Below are 17,949 nucleotides of genomic sequence, written 5' to 3'. Positions count from 1 at the left end.
CGCCGTTGCTCGCCCGAAAGAAGAAGGACAGGTCTCTACCGCTGACAGTTCCATCAGCATTTTTCAGCTGCCATTCTGGATGACCTTGGGCGCGCACATACGCGTTCACATAATCTACGTATTCGCCGAGCGTTCCAGGGCTCGTGCTCCAGCCCGGATCACGGATGTAGATCGTATTAGTGGCGGTATCAACTTTCCATGCAACGACCGCGTGAACCTCCGGACCATAATTGAACTCACCGTGATTCCTGCTCGGCACCCTCAAGATTACAGGGCCATCTTTATCGATCAGATCGGCTAGTTTGGCATAGTCGAAGCCCACTGAGTTGCTGATCTGCGTTGAACTGAACCGGACCGGCGGACCAAGCGTCCCATCCGTCTGCCCGTACGCCAATGCCTGAGGCATGCTCGCATAGGAGAGGTTGCCACCGACCATATAGCTACGAAGGAACGTGTTCAGTTGGCCCGGATCCACATTGTGACCGATTGCATTCAGCACCATGGCCGTGGAGGTTACGAAGCAACCGGTCTGCGTCATGATGTCCGACACGCTGTTCAAAGTATGCTGCGCGCCCCAAGGCGCATTGAACTGCTTGAAAAGCGGAGTGGTAAGCTGAGCGCTATCGGTCTGGAAATACCATCTGGTCCCGTCCAAATCTGACACATTTGGACCGCTGTATCTGGCGAGAACCTGAGCCTGACGCCCATCCCCTGCATTGATGCCGAGGGTTGCGGGGGTGCCGCCGAATCCACCTGATCCGCCGGATGCGTCGCCTGTGGTCCAGTTCATCAGCCCATATTGAAACAGGATTCCGTTGTTCCTTTGCAAAGAAAGAGAAAACGTATTTCGTGTATCAACGTTACCCACTCTAGTCGCATCGTAGTAGCCTACCCTGCTCCAGCTGACGTTGAACGCATTAGCATCCCCAGAATAAGAAACGATGCCCTTCCCGTTCCGGGTGTCTACATCTGCCCAAAATGGAGCTATGATCGCCGGCCCCGCAGAAGGAAACGCGTTTGGTGTAAAAACACTCAGTGGCGCCGAAAACGTGACGTTTCCGTTATTGTTCACATACAGAGAATGATACGTTTGGCCGTAGAAGGTGAAGTCAAAGTCGATTTGCAGAAGGTTAGTGCTTCCGTCGTCATTTGCAGGCAAGATGCCAGAAACTGACAATGCAGGGAAAAGCGGCCACCCTGTGAGCGCGGCAGCGAATATCGCGCGCGACATTATCAACTTATGGGCCACCGTGTTTCTCCTGTTCTGTCCACTATCGGCTGTGCGAGCCAAGCAAGCGCAACAGAACATGAGTCGAGCGACTCAGGTTTAGTTTATAGTAATGGGAGGCAATCGGCAGCCAATTTGGCGCCATTTTGGTGCTAAATCTCGGGGGGGGGCAACTGCGGGCGCTCCGGCGATAGGGCCTCCGTCGAATCCAGTTATTTCGGCGACCAACCCGAGTGAGCTCGCTCGCCCCGGATATTTTGACGTCCATGGTCGACTAAACACATCCGCCAACGCTGCGACAGACGCCTAACCAGGTGGATTCCCACGCCTGTCGCAGTAATCGAGAGATCTCATCAATTGATCAGCACAATGTCGCCATTTGCCGGGTCGTTGAGGACAGCCTTTCCGGTATTGCCGTTATGCTGGATGTACACGCAATCGCCGCGGCCGGTGACCGTGAATCCATCGTGATATCCTGGGCCTTGGAGATCAATTGACATGCTGGTCGTCGAATAGCTGATCGGAATCGCGGTATTAGGGGCAATGGCACAACCTTTCTCGCACATCCCGGAGCCGCCGCTACCGGTGAAAAGCCAGAAGCTGTTGGATTTGTTGTAGAGATGGCGGGTGCAGGGCCCTCCTCCAGTCAACGACCTGATAATATCGACGACTTCCTTGCCAGCAGCGACACCGGCTGCTGCCGATTGCGCAAGAGCGGCGTCAGCACTGACGAGAAGTCCGAGCCCAAGGACAAAATAGAACTGCTTGCGCATGTATCTCTCCACGTCATGAGGCAAAGCGGCGAGCCACGAACGTCGAAAGCGCCCCGCTTGGACAAATCTCCGCCGGGCCTTGTCGGAAATGAAGTTCATGACGGATGGGCAGCTCTTTGCACTTCAAACCTGATCCATTTTGGGGGCATTTGCTGTTTCTGGAGAACGTCTCGAGCCCGGCGCCAATGCAACGAACGGCGCGCGCCTGCTATGTGGCCTCGATCTCCAGACTTATGAGAAATCTCAAGAGGCAGGCGTCTACGTTGCGGTCGCACCTAAGAGTGATGGGGCATAGTTCCATTGGTGCCGACGCACATTGATGCCGCACGACGGATCGTCGCGTCATGGCCCGAAGGTGTCCTGCACGATTTCAGGATTACAGGCTCTGCCGCATAACCGCAGCCGCCGGCCAATTCGCTCCCCCAAGCAAGAAGCAGCGATGTTCGAGCTCATATTCTTGAGGCTGCTCGCCCGAACTCAGCCCTCGACGAGTCGTTTCAAGCACCGATACGGAATGAAGGTGGATCGGCCGATTTTCACGGTCTCGATCCGCCCCGAAGCTATGAGTTCGTAGAGAGTCGACCGGCCGATCCCGGTCAGCTTGACCGCCATTGCCACCCGTACGCTGATCGGTTCGATCGGGAGCGAGCCCAAGGCGGCAAGCGCGTCGGCGGCCTCCCGATCCCGCGCGTCCGTCTTTGCGCCCCGGGTCATGGCTTCGCCCTCGACCGGCTGAAACCGCGGTCGCTGTCCAGAAACGCAGTCAACATGGCTGGTATCAGGTCGGCGAGTGGCTCATCGCGCCCGTAGGCCCTGGCGTAGAGAGCGGCATAGTCGGTCAATGCCTGATGGAGATCGGGCATTACGGAGATGGTCAGCTTGACCGGCGTGCGGTCGGGCAACTGCGGCAGCTTGATGTCGGCCATTCAGTCTCTCCTGTCGAACGGGGGTGCCAGGACCAGATCCTTGTGCACGACCAGCCGCACCGGGGTTCCTGGGCGGATGGTGATCGTCGGTTGGATCCCGAGATTGCGCTGCGTGATCTGATCGCCGGCGCGCGCGACATTGTCCTGTGTCGACATCCGGATCGCCTGGACGAGGTCGCCCTTCCCGGACAGCGCCAGCTCGGAACCAACGCCGAGCAGCGTGGAAAGCACCACGCCCTTGAGCAGCTGCCAGGTGTGGAAGTCGACCTTGTCCGCCAGCCCCGCATAGCCGGACGGATCCGTCGCCGGCACATTGTCGATGCGCAGCGAACTTCCGTCCGGCATGATGATGCGCTGCCAGACGATCAGCGCCCGCTTCTGCCCGAAAGCGACGACGCTGTCATAGCTGCCCACCAGTCGTGCGCCCTGCGGCACCAGCAGCAATCGGCCGGTGGCGCTGTCGTAGATGTTCTCGGTCACTTGCGCCGTGACCAGACCAGGCAGGTCCGACCGCAGGCCAGTGATCAGGCTGGCCGTGATCACGCTGCCCGCAGATAATGTGTAGGGAGAGGGCAGCGCCGCAAGCGCGTGCGGGTTTACGTCAGCTTTGGGATCGAGCGCCGCCACAAACGACGTCTTGCGTCCCTGGGCATTAGGATCGCTTGTCGGATCGAGCGCGATCTTCTCGGCCTCTCTCGCTGGCGTCGCGGACGGACCAGGGATGGCCGCTTCGGTAGCCGGCTGGGCCTGACGATTCTGCACCAGCACGCCGGACTCGCGAGCGGCCTTCAGCTCGGCGAGCCGACGTTCGCGCTCCGCCGCTTCCGCCTGCTGGATCTGCTGGTCGCGCGGATCCACTGCCGTCGCCAGCTGCTGCTGCCGTTCGAGGATCGGCTTGCCGAGGTCACCAGGGAGAGGCGGCCCAAGACGGGGTACGTCGCCGTAGGTGGCTGGCGCGCCACTCAGGGCGTCGCTGGTCGGTCGCACGTTGGGCTGGGACAGTTCCTGTGGGGTCTCCCCGCGCTGGAACAGCCGCGGCGTCAGCGCCATCCAGGTCACAGCGATCAGGCTGACCGACAGGCAAGCGGCGGCAGCGATGATCACGCCGCGCTTGAAGCGGATTGCGCGCGGCGGCCGGGCCCGGATCGCCAGCGTCTCCGGGTCGAGCTTCGCGCTTGGCTGCACGGCTGCCTCGTTCACGACCCCCTCCCCCGCCTATCGACCTGGCCCCCTCGGGTGATCCGCACGATGTCCTGCCGCTTCAGCCCAAGGCGGAGTTCGGCCGTCTCGAACAGCCGATCCACCACATAATATCGCCCCTGCACCCGGTAGTTGACGAGCTGCGCGGTTCCCTTTGCATCGACAAGGAAGAGCGGCGGTGCCTCGCCGGTGCCGAGACTGGGCGGGAACTCGATGAAGGTCTGACGACCATCATCGAACGCACGCAGTGGCCGCCACGCCGGCCGGTCGCCGGAGATGACATAGTCGAAGTGGAGCTGGTCGACCGAAAGCCCGGTCGCCACCGGCTGTGTTGCCCGGGCACGATCCTCCGCCGCCTTCAGCGCGATCAGCTGGTCCTGCGGATAGGTCCACGACAAGGCCACCATTGCGGAGCGTCCGGCGCTCGAGAGCGCCAGATGGTAGGTCCGCTTGTCGGTCGTGATGATGATGTTCGTGACCAGCCCGGCCGAGAAGGGCTTCACCAAGACATGGGTCCGCTTGCCTTCGCCGCTCCCGCTGGTCGTGTCGCCGATCACCCACCGGACGGTATCGCCGGCGGCGACAGCGCCCAGCACTTCACCTGGCTGCAGCGCGATGTCGGTCACCTGCCCAGGCGCAGTGAGCACACGGTAGATCGCACCTTCGCTGAACGGATAGACCTGGACCGCGCCCAAGTAGCCGGCCGCGGCCGGTTCGAGCGTCGCCACGCGGTTCGCGGCGCGGACGCGCAATTCTGCAGGAGACGGCAGCACATGCCGGCGCGGCATCGTGTGCGATGTCACCGGCGGGATGGGTTGGGCGACGACCGGAGCAGCCACTGCCGGAGGGGGTGCTGCGGCAAGCGACGGTGGAACGGTGGGGGTCTGTGCCGCCGCGATGCTGGCGCTGGCGAGCAGGCCGGTGATGACAAGAGATTTCATTGGCGCGTCTCCGCTTGGCGTGGCTGGGGCTGGGCGAGGTTCGGATCGAGCGGCGTGTCCGATGGAAGACTGGGTGCCGGGGCCGCGGTCGCTCTCGCAGCGGGAAGCGGCGACGCAGGCCCCGTCACCCCCGGCTCGAGCTCGCGGCTCCAGTCGATGGCATCGACATAGAGTCCGAGCGGATTGCGGCGCAGCGCCTCGGCGCTCGCCGGCGGCTTGAGGGCCACGGTAAGGATGCCGGTCCAATGTGCGGACCCGGCCTGTGCTCCGCGCTCGTAGCTGGTCTCGATCCACTTCACTTGAGACATGCGCCGCCGCCTTTGGCCGCGAACGGCTTGGACATGCGCGTCGGCCACCCGGCCGGAACACGGGTCGGATTCCCAAGCAAGGTTCTCACGCCTCGGCGCCGCTGCTGCGGCGCCTCTCCAAACTAGAGTCCCGGCGCGCCAATGCAACCCTTCGAAGCGCGTCTGGTCAGCACGTATCCCGCAGATTGACGTATTGGTGCCACCCGTCGAGGCGCGTGCAGGATGGTCGGCGAAGCCGCCGATAGCGCCTGCTGCCCACCAGAACCGAAAAAACCCCAGCTTACGACTGCTCGCGCGTCAGCGACCTCGCGTCGGAGGCTTTCTCCATGAGCGGCCATGCTCATCGGCAAGCAGCGCTGCCATGCGCATTTGCGATTGGGCTTTGTGCCAAGTGTCCCACTGAGTTCGAGACCGGCACTGAAGCAATTGCAGAGGCCCCGCGCCCCGCGCGAGGGGTAGGAGCATGTTCGGGCTTTGGTGCGCACCTCACGGGAAGGGCTGATCAGTTCCAAAATGGGCGTACTTGCACAAGCCTGCTTGCGACGATCCCGCTACGGATGTGAGCAGGCCCGGCCCGATCGCGGCATCGTCACAGCCGCGCCGCCCGAGACCGAGTGAGAGAACTTGATGCGGATGATCAATCCGAGGTCACACGTGGCTAACAAGGCAGCGATCGAGCGCGCTCGCGATTCGCTCCGTCTTGCGATTGGCACGCTCGATGCTCTGGGGATGCACATTGCAGCCGCGCAGGCGGATCTCGCACTGAACTGCTTGAACGAAACCTTCCCGGACGACGGGCGGAGCCCCACGGCAATGCCCATGCCCGACTGGCCGTCAGAGCAATAGCCGGCACGGACGGCAGGCATCATATCGACCTTTCAGCCGAGCGCTTTCGATGAAGAAAAGCGAAATCTCAGCCGGCCATCAGCCGAGCAATCGCATCATGCCGTCCCATGCGCGAGGCGTGAGATGGAGGAACTTGCGACGCCCGTCTCGCACATCCGCGACCTGCTCGATCAATCCGGCAGCGAGGAGCATCGCAATATACCGGCTCGCTGTGGCCGCAGGCGCGCGGGATCCAATGCAAGCGGCAGTCACGCTGATGTCCCGACGATCAGCTTGCGAGATCACCAAGTCGAGAAGGATATTCCATGCAGGGTCGGCGAACAGGCCCTGCCCGAAGATCTTGCAACGGTCTCCCGCCAAGCGATATTCGCGGCGAGCGCGCGCGACCAGCATATCGATATCGCAGTCCTTGTCTCCCACAGCCGCATCCGGCTGCGTGCTGCACCGAATGCGAGCAGATGATCCGGCGCGCTCCGTCCGTCTCGACTCGATGAATTGATCGGACGACCGCAACCAGTCACGCGTACCCAGGACAGATCGGTGACGTTCGCCGAGGGCCCGGTGGGGATCAGCGCATGCCGCTTCATTGATCGTATCGGCATCTGGCAGACTGCTGCTGGACATTGCTTGCCACCCCAATTGCTTCCCCGTCATCGGGGACGGGACCCTTTCATCGCCACCCCCGCGCGCTTCTTGGGTCAGCTTGCACCATCGGCGAACGCCTGCGAGGCAGCCGGCGCCAAACCTTCGCTTGCGGCATGCGCGCCCCGGATCGTCGCCAAGAGGCGCCACCGTGCCAGGCGTGCGCGACGCCGATCACCTGCCCCCTGCCCTGCGCCGCGATCCATTCTCCGGCGCAGGGCACGCGCACGCAGGGAATATTCTTGCCGAGGAAATGGCCCGCAGCGTCGGCGGTCATGACCCGATCCATCGCCATTTCCTTCTCGTCGGGTTCAGACGCAACGCAACCAACGGAACGAGCCAGGGTCCGCGAGAGCCAAACCTCCTTGGAGGTCGAGGGCGCAGTCGCGCGAGGCCAGCGGCTCCAACATTTCACGGCCGCAGCACCTCGCAATAATGGATCGCTCCTTCGGCGCTCGCCCAGTGGCGCTTCGCGAACCCGGAGCCAGCGGCCGCGGCGATCGCGCGCATCTCGCCTTCGCTGCGCCAGGCGGGGCGCCAGCCGAAAAAACATTCGACGAAAGCGGCATCGGGACAGGCATCCGCGAAGCTCGAAAAGAGAAAGCAACCGCCGCTCCGCAGTCGGGAGGCAGCCGCCCGCGTCACACGCATCGCCTCCGCGGTTCCCATGCAGTCGAACAGCCCTCGCACGAACATGAAGTCCGCAGGACGGCGCGCGTCGGCGTCCATAGCCCAGCCTCGGCGAATATCTTCGGCGGTGACCGCCGCGACGAATGGCTCGACGGACAGTCGCATCCGGTCGACGGCGCTGCTGCGCAGCACGCTTTCGCGTGCGCGGATCGCCGACGCCAGAGGGCGTGTCGCAATCGCTGTGTGAAGTGTGCCGATCGTGGGATCGTCAGCCCACAGCAGCGGCGTGCTCGCGATGAAATCGAGCAGCTCGTCATGTGCGCTATCGCGCTTTCTGGCGCGCCGAGCCGTCGCGACGATCGGCTCGCGGGCAAGGATGCGGCCAAGCACGGTCGACCGCGCAGCGCTGCAGAACTGGCGCCAGTCCCCCTGGGCGAGGCGGCTCCTGACCTCGCTAAGATATCCGAAGAGGTCGGATATTGCCGCGGACGGTTCGCCTAACCTGATCTGATCGGCGGCACGATCGAGCCGGGCCAGCGGCCGCATTGTTTCAGCGGCTTTCCGATCATCGGTCGTGGCAGCTGCGATCATGCCTGGGGCGCTCCTCGTGAGTGCAACAAGCATTTTCTCCGGCTCATTCGCCTCGGAGCCGCAAGCGGGCGCTCCCCGGGCGTGCGCCCCCACCGGCTACGCACCGACATCTGGAAGATCGAATCGATGACGGCGGCTCCCGAAATAGAGTCGAGTTCGGCTAATCGCAGCCAAGCCGTCACCGGAAGCCTCGCGACGCTTAATTCACGCGCTATTCACGGCCTTGCCGGATGGACGGAGTCGGCCCGCTCGCATAGTTTTGACCGGCTCCGAACCAATGCGGGACAGACAAAAGGGGGACGCTATGGCTGGAAATATCGTGACGGTATCCGCCGACTCCGGGGAAGCGCTTTCGGAACCCGTCTTCATCATCGAGAAGAACGGAGTCTTCTATGTCACGCTTGCGCTCTGGGCCTATGATCCCAACCAGGCGAACACTCCGGAGCAGCAGCAAGGCATCGCCGGGATTGCGCAGCTGTTCCAGCAGAATCCCAAGCTCGAGGCAGCGGAAGTGACGAGCCGCGGCCAGGTCGACATCTTCGAGGCGACCGATCCTCCGCACAACTGAGACGCCTGAAGAGGCGTTTCTTGTCCCATTGGCGCGCGAGCACGGCGTCACGCGGCTCGCCGACCTGACCGGACTCGATCGGATCGGCGTTCCTGTCTGGCAGGCGGTCAGGCCTGACAGCCGGGCGCTCAGCGTGCACCAGGGCAAGGGCTTGACGCGGAGCGAGGCACGGCGCGGTGCGCTGATGGAAGCGATTGAATCGGCGCACGCGGAAGGCTGGTCGCGGGTCGACCGGGTTGCCGCATGGTCCGAACTGCCAGCCGATGCGCGGCCGCTTCACGTCGACGATTTCGCCGTGACGAGAGATGAGGGCACCACCGATGCGCTGCTCGCCTGGTGCGAAACCGAGCCTCTCGGCCGCCGGATGCCATTTCTGGTTCCGTTTGCAAGCGTCTCGCTCGACACCACGCGGCCGGGCGAAGCCGGCATTCGTCGATCGAGCGACGGTCAGGCCGCGCATTTCGGCCTCGAAGCGGCAACTCTGGGCGCCTTGCGCGAACTTATCGAGCGGGACGCCCGAGCGGCGGAAGCGGCGGAGCCGATCACACGGTCGATGCGACGGTCGATCGACCTGGAGTCGATTGATTACCCCTGGTTCCGCGGACTGCGTTCCTCCTTCGCGGAAAGGAACATCATCCCGCGCGTACGCTTGCTTCCCGCAGTGATCCCATTGACCGCGCTGTTTTGCGAACTGCACGACACCGATCCCTTCTCGGCGGCGCGCGCAGCGACGGGTGGGGCGGCTGCGCACGAAGACCCGGAAGCGGCGCTGCTCGGCGCAGTTCTGGAGGCAATCCAGTCGCGCGCGACCATCCTGTCCGGCAGCAGAGACGATCTGCCGCTTGCGCCGGCCGTCCGCACCGGCTGTGACCGGCCGAGCGGGCTGCCCGGGCTGCCGCCGGGCCACCGGGGTGTCGCCTTTCCGGTGAACGGCCATGGACCCTGGGACCTCGACCGGTTCGTTTCGGAACTCGACCGCGCGGGCCTGCCCCAGGTAGGGATCGTAAAGCTCTCTCCCCGGGAGTCGCCGGTCACCACCGTGAAAGCCTTTGTTCCCGGCCTGGCAGGCGGGCTCAAGTCACGCAGGATATCCAAATGAATGCCATCGTCGCTTTCCTGGGTCCGAGCGCGCCTTCCCGGATCGACCCGACCATCGACGTGCGGCCGCCTGCGGCGGCGGGGGACTTGCTTGCGCTGATCGTCGAAGAGCCGTGCACGGTCGTGCTCCTGGACGGCGTGTTCGACGCGCGAGCGGCCGTTCGGCACAAGGAAATCCTAGCCCTGCTCGCGCGCGGGTTCCGGGTGATCGGTGCTGCGAGCATGGGGGCGCTCCGCGCGGCCGAACTCGACGGTCTCGGCATGGAGGGCGTCGGCCGCGTCTACGAGGCCTATCGTCGGGAACGGATCACGGGCGACGACGAAGTCGCGTTGCTTCATGTGCCAGCATCGATGGGCTCGCACGCTGTCACCGTGCCTCTTGTCGACGTTCGAGCGACGATCGGATTCGCCTTACGCACGCGCAGGATCGGCCGAACCACTGCGCGACGCATGTTCGAGGCCGCGCGCGCTCTCCATTTCACCGAGCGGGATTGGCCTGCGATCTTCGAGCGCATGGCTGGAGCGGGGCACATCGTGGAGCCGACGCTGCCGCCGTGGATCGATGAGAACCGGGTCTGGGTGAAACGCGATGATGCAAGTGCGGCGCTCGCCGCCGCGGTCTCTCGCCAGCGCCCTCCCCATCCGAGCATACACTGTCATGCGACAGCCTATGTGCGGCAGCTCGCGCGCCAAGTCGGCGTCGAACTTCCCTCGTTCCCGATCAGCTGAGTCCGAGCCGAAGTCCTTCGATCAGCAGATCGCGATGGGCGATCAGCCGGAAGGGTCGTTGCCGCCTGATCCATTCTGCGAGTGCGACCTGGGACGGCACACGTCCATCCGGCCAGATCGCTGCGAGCCACGAAGCCGCCTCGGCACGCGCATCGGCGGTGTTGGCGCCGGCCAGCGCACTGGCCGCAAGCTCGTAGAGAACGACCCAGCCACGACGGTCGGCGACGTGCAGGAACTCTTGAAGGGCGCGATCGAACTCGCCTGAAAGCAGATGGAGCAGGCCGCGATCTGCACGGAACCGGTCGTCGAGATGCGGCTCCAGGGCCAGGCAGCGGTCGAAAAGCGCGCTCGCCGTCGAAAGGTCGCCGAGAAAAAGGCTCCCGAACGCCGCTTCGACGAGGCGCTCGGGATGATGCGGATTGAGCTCGACTGCCTTTTCAAAGTTCCGCTGCGCAAGCGCCCAGTCGCCGCGCCACAGGTGGCACCAGCCCATCACCGTATAGGCGTGCACGTGGTGACGATCGAGCGACAAGGCGCGGCGGGTCAGCGCGAACGCGCGTTCGCGCTCTGGGGGTCCGGAACTCCCGGCGCGAGTATAGCCGAAGTCGGTGTTGAGGAGGCGCGCCAGCGCCAGCATCGGAGGTGCGAAATCGGGAGCGCTTGCGATAAGCACCTCGAGCGCGCTCGCAGCTCCGACAGCGTCTGCGAAGCTGCGCGCCTGGATCGCGTGCGTTCGTGCGGCCACATATTGGGAATAAAGCGGCCCCGACGCGTGCGGCCGCAGCATCGCGTGTGCGTCGACGGCCGGCAGCACCGCAGCAGCGGTCCGGCCGACGATATGATCGAGAGCAGTCTGGACCTTCTCTCCTGACCCGAGTGACGTGCGTTCGCACCAGAGGACCGTTCGCGAGGGCAGTTCGAGAAGCGTGACAATGATGGCGTCCGAATGCAGCGTAGCGCCCAAAGCATACCCGATCCGGCTTTTGCCGTCTTCCAGCGCGTCGAGCGGATGCGGCGCGCTTATCAGCCTCAGGTCCCGGAATCGCGATAGCGCGACCAGCAACTCCTCGCGCAGGACAAGACTCATGCGCTCGGCGTCCGCGGCCGTGCCTTCCATCTGAGCAACGAGCAGAAGCGGCGCGGCGGTCGGCGGAGGCGGTTCGGCCGCAATCGAACCCACGCCCGCCGGTGCAGCTTCGCGCGCGACCAGTCGTTCATAGCGAGCCGCGGCCAGGTCGGGCACGCGCATCTCGATTTCGCAACGCATGACCAGAGCCGTCATATCCTCATCCTCGGGGGCGCGGGCAAGCCAGCTTTCGCCAAGGCGGCGCGCCAACGACCAGTCCTTTGCGGTCGAGGCCAACTCGACCGCACCAAGCACATGTTGCCTGATCCGCCGCTCGAGGGCACGACGAGCGCCCGCGACCCAGGCTTCCATCGGCGGGCTCACGTCGAGCCCCGCAAGAGGCGGCCCCGGGGAGAGCGTCTCAAGTTCGGCAAGAAGCTCGGCCCCGCCGCGCTGCTCGAACGTGGAAACGTCCGTGGCAATCCCGCCGGACGCGATCACGGCGTCGCCTTCGGTCACTATAAGCGGGTGATCGACCGGAGCGTTTCGAAGTTCAGCCAAGCAGTGCCTGAGGCTGCCGCGCGCATGAGCGGGAAATCGTCCCGGCCAGAGCAGGTCGACAAGCGCCGCGCGCGAGACCGGCCGGCCGGGCTGAAGCGCGACGTAGGCGAGCAAGGCGGTGGCACGGCGGCTGAGCCGAATCCCGTGCTCGCCGAGAAGGAGAGCCGGCGCGCCGAAAAGACGCAGCATGGGCGTTTCGCTGATAGTCCGGATATCCCCCATTGGGTCGATTTGTCGCGTATTTGGCGTTGCGCGTAAACCGCTTGCGCCTTGCCGACGAGGGGCGACCGCATTGGTCCTCGGCGCCTCGTGCCTCGTGTACCGGTGGTGATATGCGGTGGGTGCCGACGGCGCGGTGCGTTCCAACGACGCTATTCAGTGTTTGCCGACGCATACCCGCAGCTGCTCGGTTCGAGTTTGCGAAGGTCGGCCGCAGGCCGCCGACTTCAACGGCAAGGCGGTAAAGCGGCTCGCGGGCGGCCGCCGTCCGGATCGAAGCCGGGTTCGGCCGCGACCCCGAACAGACGGACAGCGCTCCGCTAAGCAGGACGTTCAATTCTTCCCGCCTTTCGGCCACGGCGGGGGCCGAAGCGATCCATGTCCGGTCCCAACGGCTGGCCGGGATCGGTACTCCCTCCCCTCATTTCCCAGGCGCGGGCGGAACGGCGAGCCGATAAGATGTCAAACATCATTGAGCGATATCGTGCCGGCGGTGGGCATTCCCGATCGCGCCTTCAACAGAGGGCCAGGTGGGATGCAGAGATTGGCCATTTCAGGGTGAGAGACAGCATGGACATTGATAGCGAAGACCAGGTTTCGGAGCGCGCCGAGCTGCATTTCTTGGCCGCATTGGTGGACGAGCTGATGAAGGCGCTGCTGGAAGCCCAAGTGATGAATCGGGCCCAACTGCAGGAAATCGAGAATGCGGTGAGCGCGCGCACCGGAGCCGCGCCGCGCGCATGGTAATTCTTGAAGGGTTTTAGCCCCACTCTCGATTGGGCTCCGCATCGCCGATAGCGAGCGATCGTTTGCGAAATCGACCCGCGGCGGATGCCCCGGCTGGGCGCAATCCAGCCGATCATGGCCCTCGCGCACCGAATGGAGCATTGTACACGTCAGACGTATTGGCGGAGCAATTCGATGAGCGTGGCATTTCGGCGCGACAGCGACGAAGAACATAAGGAGCCGCGCTTCGAGCGGACGATCCCGAGCGGGCCAAACTACGTCACGGCGCGCGGATTGGCGCTCATTGCGGCACGGATCGCCGAGTTGGAAGCGAATCTGGCTGTTGCCGCCGACGAGGTCGAGCGCGAAGGGATCGCACGCGACCTGCGCTACTGGAATACGCGCCAGGTGACCGCGATCAAAGCGCCGGCACCCCCGGCCGGCGAAGCTGCGTTCGGATCATGTCTACGGGTCCGTATCGGCAAGAGCGAACGCACCATTCACATCGTTGGCGACGACGAAGCCGATCCAGCCACCGGCCACATACCGTTCTCGGCTCCGCTCGCGCGCGCACTGGTCGGCGCCGCTGCGGGCGATCGGATCGACTTTGGCGCCGGTGTCGAGGTTCTCGAAGTCCTCGAACCGGCCCCGTGACCGTGCGTGTCCTGCTCGCCGGCGGGACGGGGCTGGTCGGCACGCGCCTGACCAAGCTCCTGTCCACTCGCCACGATGTAGTACTGACGAGTTTGGCGCGCACGCCTCGTTGTATGGCCGAGCATGCAATCGACTTCGACGCGCTGGTTGCCGATCCATTGGGGGTGGCGGGACCGGACCCGGTCGATGTCGGAATATCCTGTTTGGGCACGACCATCCGCAAGGCAGGAGCCCAAGCCGCCTTTCGGCGGGTCGACCACGACTATGTGCTCGCTGTTGCACGTGCCGCGCTGGGCAGAGGTGCGCGGCAGTTCATCATGGTCTCCTCGGTGGGCGCGGGCGGGCGCGGATTTTACCTGCGCGTCAAAGGCGAAGTGGAAAAGGCAGTGACGTCGCTCGGATTTGCACGAGTGGACATCATCCGGCCCGGCCTGATCCTGGGTGAGCGGCAGGAGCGGCGGCCGATCGAAAAGCTCGCGCAACAGCTTGCGCCGCTGCTCGATCCGCTGCTGGTCGGCGGTTTGGGTCGATACGCTTCCGTCTCGGCGGACGCGGTCGCGGCGGCAATCGTCAACCTGATCGGCAAGACCCAGCCTGGGTGCCACATCCACCAAAGCCCCGAACTCGGCAGCCTGGCCGCCGAAGCAATCCGAGCCGGAGCATGACTTCTATGTTGAAGGACAGCCGTTCTCCAACGTCACACAAGGTCGTCATCCACTCTCCCGTCTTGCTGACCTGAATGGTTGCCGTGGAGCGGACCGGCCCTGAGTGGATCAAGAAAGCAGAAGGCATCGCGCGCAGCTTCCGCGCCACGACTGTGGGAGAGCGGGGTGCCAGCCATTCCGTCTACGTCATTCTGCTGCACGACACGGCGCGAAATGGGCGGTGGGGCCTCTATGTGGGGCAGACCTCGCGCGACCCGGACTGGCGCTTCGATCAGCACAAGGCCGGATACAAGGCGAGTGGCGCGGTCCGGCGCTTCGGAGTGCGGCTGTTGCCAAATCTGGTGGACCATTTGAATCCGATGAAGCGGTGGGAGTCTCTCGAGCTCGAGGCCGCTTTGGCTGAAGCCTTGCGAGACGCCGGCATCCCATGGATCGAGGGCGGCCACTGATGTGGCCGCGAGTGCCACTCACCCGGCGGTAATTTGGCGTTGTGCTCGTGACCGGGGCTCATCGACATGCGTCAGCCGGTTCGACCGGCTCGCACATCGATCGACTCATCGAGGTGCGTTCCGCATCCGCTTGTTCCGCTCGTTCTGCATGAACCGCAGGGCGCTCTCGACTAGCGCGTCCTGCGCATCCTTCGTCCGCGCTTCCGATGCCGCCTGGTTGAGCCGCCCAAGCGCCTGCGCGGCGGCTTCCGCGTCATCGTTTTCGAACGGGCGAGGGAGCTCGGCCATTTCGTTTGATCCGATATGTTGAGAGCGAAAGCCCGGACCGGCTCCTGGGGGCGTCCGGTCAGCTTTCGCCCTCTGAAAGCAGCCACTCTCATCAACGGGGGTCGATGGGGGTATGCGGCTGCTTCGCTTCCGTCCCTTACTGGCCCGCCGGCGTCACCGCGGTGGCCGGCGCTCCGGTGAACTTGATCGCGGTGCCAGTGGCGTTGGTCTTGCCCCAGCTCATCACGCTGACATGGCTGTCGCCGTATTTGGCGTTGATGACCGCGTCGGCACCCATCTTCTCGGCGCGCTCCCAGAGCTCCTTGTAGATCTTCTCCTGGCTCGCTTCCTTGCTGAACACGGTCGCCTTGCGAACGCCCGCCTTCACTTCGCCGACTACGGTGTAAGGGCGGTCCGTGATGTCATAGGCGAACACAGGCACGCCGACGTCCTCGTTCACCACGACATAGGTCTTCGCCTTGTCCTTGGCGGTGGCAACCCCACCGACGGCAACGGATGCGCACGCCAGCACGGCGCACGAGATTAAAGCCCGAACCTTCATTGTTCTTCCCCTTTTCCACCACTGCCCCGCGCAGTGGCCTCGCAGCGCCGATTGACCAAAGGCCCCACAATCAAGCGCTTGCCGGATGATGCTAGTCTGTGCATCAATCCACGCCAAGAGGGGGAAATCATGAAGACATGCATTCTGCTCGCGGCGCTCGCGGCCGCCTCCGCAACGTCCGCTCAGGTCTCCAGCCCAGAGACACCGGCCGTGCCGGCGTCTGCCGCTCCCGCCACCCGCGTCACATTGCCCCGCGACACGCCCGTCGAACTGATGGCGCCCAGGGAAGTCAGCACGGCCGACGCGACCGCCGGCGAGATCTTCAAGCTGCGCGTCAACAAGGCGATCGTGATCGACGGGCGGACGATCGTGCCGGCGGGAACGACGGCGTTCGGCCAGGTCATCAGCGCGAGCGACTCCGGAGGTCTCGGCAAGTCGGGCCGGATGACCGCCAAGCTCCTCCACATCCAGCTCGGCGAAACCGAAATCCCGCTCGAGGGCGAGATGAGCGCGAAGGGCACCGGCGCCGGCTCCGCGGGTCTGGCCGTCCTGTTCACCGGCTGGGCGGGGTTCTTTCATCGCGGTAACAACGCGAAGATCAAGGCGGGAGAGATCCTGGCGGGCTTTGTTGCCTCGGATGTCGTGCTCGACATGTCGGGTCCGGTGCCGCGTCGGGTCGAAGAGCCAGTGTCAACCGTCGCGCCAGCGTCGACCGAAGCCGCAGCGAAATGAGGTTCTCGGCTCTTCGGGCAGCCCTTTGCATCACGAGCGTTGGCGTCGTTTGCGGCATCGCCACTCGAACGGAAGCCGCCACTGTCGTCGTACCAATGGGAACCGATGTGAGGCTCGCAACAGCGCAGCCGCTGTCGAGCAAGACCAACGTCAAGGGCGACTTCGTGTCGCTCACGGTCACGGAAGATGTGCGGATCGGCGATCTCGTCGCGATCCCGGCCGGGACGTCAGCCGTGGGTCAGATCAGTGATGCACGCGCCAAAGGCGCGATGGGCATGAACGGGCGGCTCGTCATTCGGCCGCTCTACCTGCAAGTGAACGGCCGCACTGTGCGCCTTACCGGTGCCGAGCGTGAGCAGGGCTCGGTGGAAGCCGGCGCCGTCGTGGGCATGGCCGTGCTCGGCCCGGTATTCACCGGCCGTAGCGCCAACATTCCGGCCGGCACCCTAGTTTTGGCGATGACCGAAAAAACCGCCGTTCTGGAACAATAGGGATGAAATCAGCCAGGCATGGCGCCTTCACGCGGCACATCCATTCTGCGCGGCTCGATGACTCCTCAATCACTCTATAGTCTGCGAAAGGACAGCTACTTTGCGAGCGGGTGCCACCAAGACGTTGTCGAACAGCTATTTCCTCATTTCGGCATGAGTTCGGGTCTTCAGTGTAGTCATTGTGACGGAACAACTGCGATGTCCGCAATGGGCGCTAATCGGACCATCCCAGGTCCGGAATGCGAATGTCCGTTTCGGAGCGGTCTGGACGCGCGGCGGACATCCCGAAAGGGCGCACAGTCCACAATTGCTCCGCATCTCGGATGCGGGCGCAATTCCTATGACGTTGTCGTTGGGTGACGGCGATCGCGCCAGGCGGCGCAGATCCCGGCAACGAGATCGTAGGGGAGCGCGGCGCATTCGCGGAGCCACATTTTCAGCCGCAATTGCTTTCCCCCGCGAGGGGGTAACGGCACCGGCAAACTGGAAAATCCGAGGAGCCAGAACAGCATTCGCACTCGCGGCTGATGATAGGAATCTGTGCAAGACAAGATTGCCGCGTATCCATTCGCGCGCGCATGAGCGGCAGCCGCCCGCACCGTTTGAAGCGTATCCCCGCTGACCTCGTCCAGCGTCAGTCGCTCGGCGGAAACATTGCCCGCCAACAGTGCGGCCATCACAGAAGCTTCCGAAGGTGGATGGTCCCCGACCTTCCCCGAGAGAAACAGATCCACGCTCGGGTCAGCTTCCGCCGCGGCGGCGGCGTAGCCAACACGACGGGCCAATGTCGGGCTCGCGCTCCCGTCGGCGCGCACGGCCGCGCCAAACACGACCGCAAGCGTGCGCTTGCCTAAAGCGGGTGCTTTCATATCTCCGTTTAGCTGGACTAGTGATCGGCGGGAAAGCGCCGCGACGAGTTCGAGGCACAAAGCCCATGACCTCGATTACCTTGTGAATGGCCGGATATGGAAGCGACGCACCATTATGCAAACCGCGACGATGCGGCGCGAAGCAGGCGCTCGACGCGAAGGATTCCCACGGCTGCAATGGGCGCCGTTCGGGCCGTTCCAGATCCGG

Annotated in this window: 21 protein-coding genes and 1 pseudogene; 9 read left to right on the top strand and 13 right to left on the bottom strand. The window is 64.1% G+C overall.

The features are described from left to right. Positions 1-151: 151 nt before the first annotated feature. From SCH01S_RS17440 to SCH01S_RS00065, 9 genes and pseudogenes are all read right to left on the bottom strand, one after another. Positions 152-1,231, bottom strand: a pseudogene (locus SCH01S_RS17440) (nidogen-like domain-containing protein); the annotation flags it as partial. A gap of 350 nt (positions 1,232-1,581) precedes the next feature. Beyond that, positions 1,582-2,001, bottom strand: a complete 420-nt coding sequence (locus SCH01S_RS00105; protein WP_046346729.1) for a hypothetical protein — start codon at positions 1,999-2,001, stop codon at positions 1,582-1,584. Between the two features lie 477 nt (positions 2,002-2,478). Continuing rightward, positions 2,479-2,715 (bottom strand): helix-turn-helix domain-containing protein, encoded by a 237-nt coding sequence (locus SCH01S_RS17380; RefSeq protein WP_046346728.1) that lies wholly within the window; start codon positions 2,713-2,715, stop codon positions 2,479-2,481. Continuing rightward, positions 2,712-2,927 (bottom strand): DUF2274 domain-containing protein, encoded by a 216-nt coding sequence (locus SCH01S_RS00095; RefSeq protein ID WP_046346727.1) that lies wholly within the window; start codon positions 2,925-2,927, stop codon positions 2,712-2,714. The genes SCH01S_RS17380 and SCH01S_RS00095 overlap by 4 nt, the downstream gene beginning before the upstream one ends. Continuing rightward, on the bottom strand, positions 2,928-4,127 hold the full coding sequence (locus tag SCH01S_RS00090) for a TraB/TrbI/VirB10 family type IV secretion system protein (RefSeq protein WP_046346726.1): 1,200 nt from the start codon (positions 4,125-4,127) through the stop codon (positions 2,928-2,930). It abuts the gene before it with no gap. Further along, positions 4,124-5,068 (bottom strand): P-type conjugative transfer protein TrbG, encoded by a 945-nt coding sequence (gene trbG / locus SCH01S_RS00085; RefSeq protein WP_052733674.1) that lies wholly within the window; start codon positions 5,066-5,068, stop codon positions 4,124-4,126. The genes SCH01S_RS00090 and trbG overlap by 4 nt, the downstream gene beginning before the upstream one ends. Continuing rightward, entirely contained in the window at positions 5,065-5,424 is a 360-nt protein-coding gene (locus SCH01S_RS00080) for a VirB8/TrbF family protein (RefSeq protein WP_281174933.1), read from the bottom strand. Before SCH01S_RS00080 ends, trbG begins: the two co-directional genes overlap by 4 nt. A gap of 876 nt (positions 5,425-6,300) precedes the next feature. Continuing rightward, positions 6,301-6,642, bottom strand: a complete 342-nt coding sequence (locus tag SCH01S_RS00070; RefSeq protein WP_052733673.1) for a helix-turn-helix domain-containing protein — start codon at positions 6,640-6,642, stop codon at positions 6,301-6,303. Positions 6,643-7,275: 633 nt separating this feature from the next. Continuing rightward, positions 7,276-8,085: a hypothetical protein gene (locus tag SCH01S_RS00065; RefSeq protein WP_046346724.1), complete on the bottom strand. Its 810-nt coding sequence runs from the start codon at positions 8,083-8,085 to the stop codon at positions 7,276-7,278. Between the two features lie 304 nt (positions 8,086-8,389). On the opposite strand from SCH01S_RS00065, the gene SCH01S_RS00060 reads away from it, so the two are divergent. The 3 genes from SCH01S_RS00060 to SCH01S_RS00050 are packed head-to-tail and all read left to right on the top strand — an operon-like array spanning position 8,390 to position 10,480. Beyond that, positions 8,390-8,653: a hypothetical protein gene (locus SCH01S_RS00060; protein WP_046346723.1), complete on the top strand. Its 264-nt coding sequence runs from the start codon at positions 8,390-8,392 to the stop codon at positions 8,651-8,653. Between the two features lie 28 nt (positions 8,654-8,681). Continuing rightward, complete coding sequence (locus SCH01S_RS00055) at positions 8,682-9,752, top strand: YcaO-like family protein (protein WP_046346722.1); 1,071 nt, start codon at positions 8,682-8,684, stop codon at positions 9,750-9,752. Continuing rightward, positions 9,749-10,480: a TfuA-like protein gene (locus SCH01S_RS00050; protein ID WP_052733672.1), complete on the top strand. Its 732-nt coding sequence runs from the start codon at positions 9,749-9,751 to the stop codon at positions 10,478-10,480. The genes SCH01S_RS00055 and SCH01S_RS00050 overlap by 4 nt, the downstream gene beginning before the upstream one ends. Here SCH01S_RS00050 and SCH01S_RS00045 read toward each other — a convergent pair. Continuing rightward, on the bottom strand, positions 10,473-12,296 hold the full coding sequence (locus SCH01S_RS00045; RefSeq protein WP_169746335.1) for a hypothetical protein: 1,824 nt from the start codon (positions 12,294-12,296) through the stop codon (positions 10,473-10,475). The two genes, SCH01S_RS00050 and SCH01S_RS00045, sit on opposite strands and share 8 nt — an antisense overlap. A 489-nt stretch (positions 12,297-12,785) precedes the next feature. Here SCH01S_RS00045 and SCH01S_RS16265 point away from each other — a divergent pair, with 489 nt between their 5' ends. The 4 genes from SCH01S_RS16265 to SCH01S_RS00030 all read left to right on the top strand — a co-directional run bounded on the left by SCH01S_RS16265 (position 12,786) and on the right by SCH01S_RS00030 (position 14,820). Then, the gene (locus SCH01S_RS16265; RefSeq protein ID WP_157032742.1) at positions 12,786-13,073 is read left to right on the top strand and encodes a hypothetical protein; all 288 of its coding nucleotides are present in this window, start codon (positions 12,786-12,788) and stop codon (positions 13,071-13,073) included. Positions 13,074-13,157: 84 nt separating this feature from the next. Continuing rightward, positions 13,158-13,706 (top strand): GreA/GreB family elongation factor, encoded by a 549-nt coding sequence (locus SCH01S_RS00040; RefSeq protein WP_369385505.1) that lies wholly within the window; start codon positions 13,158-13,160, stop codon positions 13,704-13,706. Beyond that, the gene (locus tag SCH01S_RS00035; protein WP_046346719.1) at positions 13,703-14,371 is read left to right on the top strand and encodes an NAD-dependent epimerase/dehydratase family protein; all 669 of its coding nucleotides are present in this window, start codon (positions 13,703-13,705) and stop codon (positions 14,369-14,371) included. Before SCH01S_RS00040 ends, SCH01S_RS00035 begins: the two co-directional genes overlap by 4 nt. 74 nt (positions 14,372-14,445) lie before the next feature. Then, positions 14,446-14,820 carry a hypothetical protein gene (locus SCH01S_RS00030; RefSeq protein WP_052733671.1) on the top strand — a complete coding sequence of 125 codons (375 nt, stop codon included), beginning with the start codon at positions 14,446-14,448 and terminating at the stop codon, positions 14,818-14,820. A 105-nt stretch (positions 14,821-14,925) separates the two neighbouring features. Here the strand turns inward: SCH01S_RS00030 and SCH01S_RS00025 are convergent, their stop codons facing one another. Beyond that, positions 14,926-15,108 carry a hypothetical protein gene (locus SCH01S_RS00025; RefSeq protein WP_046346718.1) on the bottom strand — a complete coding sequence of 61 codons (183 nt, stop codon included), beginning with the start codon at positions 15,106-15,108 and terminating at the stop codon, positions 14,926-14,928. 136 nt (positions 15,109-15,244) lie between these two features. Next, positions 15,245-15,649 (bottom strand): heavy metal-binding domain-containing protein, encoded by a 405-nt coding sequence (locus SCH01S_RS00020; RefSeq protein WP_046346717.1) that lies wholly within the window; start codon positions 15,647-15,649, stop codon positions 15,245-15,247. A 129-nt stretch (positions 15,650-15,778) separates the two neighbouring features. On the opposite strand from SCH01S_RS00020, the gene SCH01S_RS00015 reads away from it, so the two are divergent. Together SCH01S_RS00015 and SCH01S_RS00010 are read left to right on the top strand one after the other, a co-directional pair. Next, complete coding sequence (locus tag SCH01S_RS00015; RefSeq protein WP_157032741.1) at positions 15,779-16,381, top strand: hypothetical protein; 603 nt, start codon at positions 15,779-15,781, stop codon at positions 16,379-16,381. Between the two features lie 95 nt (positions 16,382-16,476). Beyond that, positions 16,477-16,872, top strand: a complete 396-nt coding sequence (locus SCH01S_RS00010) for a hypothetical protein (RefSeq protein ID WP_052733670.1) — start codon at positions 16,477-16,479, stop codon at positions 16,870-16,872. Between the two features lie 338 nt (positions 16,873-17,210). Here SCH01S_RS00010 and SCH01S_RS00005 read toward each other — a convergent pair whose 3' ends face one another. Continuing rightward, positions 17,211-17,741, bottom strand: a complete 531-nt coding sequence (locus tag SCH01S_RS00005) for a YdcF family protein (RefSeq protein ID WP_046346715.1) — start codon at positions 17,739-17,741, stop codon at positions 17,211-17,213. Positions 17,742-17,949: the final 208 nt, after the last annotated feature.

It is taken from the genome of Sphingomonas changbaiensis NBRC 104936 (assembly GCF_000974765.1).
Taxonomy (GTDB): Bacteria; Pseudomonadota; Alphaproteobacteria; order Sphingomonadales; family Sphingomonadaceae; genus Sphingomonas_B; species Sphingomonas_B changbaiensis.
The sequence above is the reverse complement of the archived record's forward strand: the minus strand, read 5'-3'. Positions and strand labels throughout refer to the sequence as shown.

Bases quoted from the DNA above. Each gene is read 5' to 3' on its own strand.
- SCH01S_RS00105 (WP_046346729.1), bottom strand. From the start codon at position 2,001: ATGCGCAAGCAGTTCTATTTTGTCCTTGGGCTCGGACTTCTCGTCAGT.
- SCH01S_RS17380 (WP_046346728.1), bottom strand. From the start codon at position 2,715: ATGACCCGGGGCGCAAAGACGGACGCGCGGGATCGGGAGGCCGCCGAC.
- SCH01S_RS00095 (WP_046346727.1), bottom strand. From the start codon at position 2,927: ATGGCCGACATCAAGCTGCCGCAGTTGCCCGACCGCACGCCGGTCAAG.
- trbG (WP_052733674.1), bottom strand. From the start codon at position 5,068: ATGAAATCTCTTGTCATCACCGGCCTGCTCGCCAGCGCCAGCATCGCG.
- SCH01S_RS00065 (WP_046346724.1), bottom strand. From the start codon at position 8,085: ATGATCGCAGCTGCCACGACCGATGATCGGAAAGCCGCTGAAACAATG.
- SCH01S_RS00060 (WP_046346723.1), top strand. From the start codon at position 8,390: ATGGCTGGAAATATCGTGACGGTATCCGCCGACTCCGGGGAAGCGCTT.
- SCH01S_RS00050 (WP_052733672.1), top strand. From the start codon at position 9,749: ATGAATGCCATCGTCGCTTTCCTGGGTCCGAGCGCGCCTTCCCGGATC.
- SCH01S_RS00045 (WP_169746335.1), bottom strand. From the start codon at position 12,296: ATGCTGCGTCTTTTCGGCGCGCCGGCTCTCCTTCTCGGCGAGCACGGG.
- SCH01S_RS16265 (WP_157032742.1), top strand. From the start codon at position 12,786: ATGTCAAACATCATTGAGCGATATCGTGCCGGCGGTGGGCATTCCCGA.
- SCH01S_RS00040 (WP_369385505.1), top strand. From the start codon at position 13,158: ATGCCCCGGCTGGGCGCAATCCAGCCGATCATGGCCCTCGCGCACCGA.
- SCH01S_RS00030 (WP_052733671.1), top strand. From the start codon at position 14,446: ATGGTTGCCGTGGAGCGGACCGGCCCTGAGTGGATCAAGAAAGCAGAA.
- SCH01S_RS00025 (WP_046346718.1), bottom strand. From the start codon at position 15,108: ATGGCCGAGCTCCCTCGCCCGTTCGAAAACGATGACGCGGAAGCCGCC.
- SCH01S_RS00020 (WP_046346717.1), bottom strand. From the start codon at position 15,649: ATGAAGGTTCGGGCTTTAATCTCGTGCGCCGTGCTGGCGTGCGCATCC.
- SCH01S_RS00015 (WP_157032741.1), top strand. From the start codon at position 15,779: ATGAAGACATGCATTCTGCTCGCGGCGCTCGCGGCCGCCTCCGCAACG.
- SCH01S_RS00010 (WP_052733670.1), top strand. From the start codon at position 16,477: ATGGGAACCGATGTGAGGCTCGCAACAGCGCAGCCGCTGTCGAGCAAG.
- SCH01S_RS00005 (WP_046346715.1), bottom strand. From the start codon at position 17,741: ATGAAAGCACCCGCTTTAGGCAAGCGCACGCTTGCGGTCGTGTTTGGC.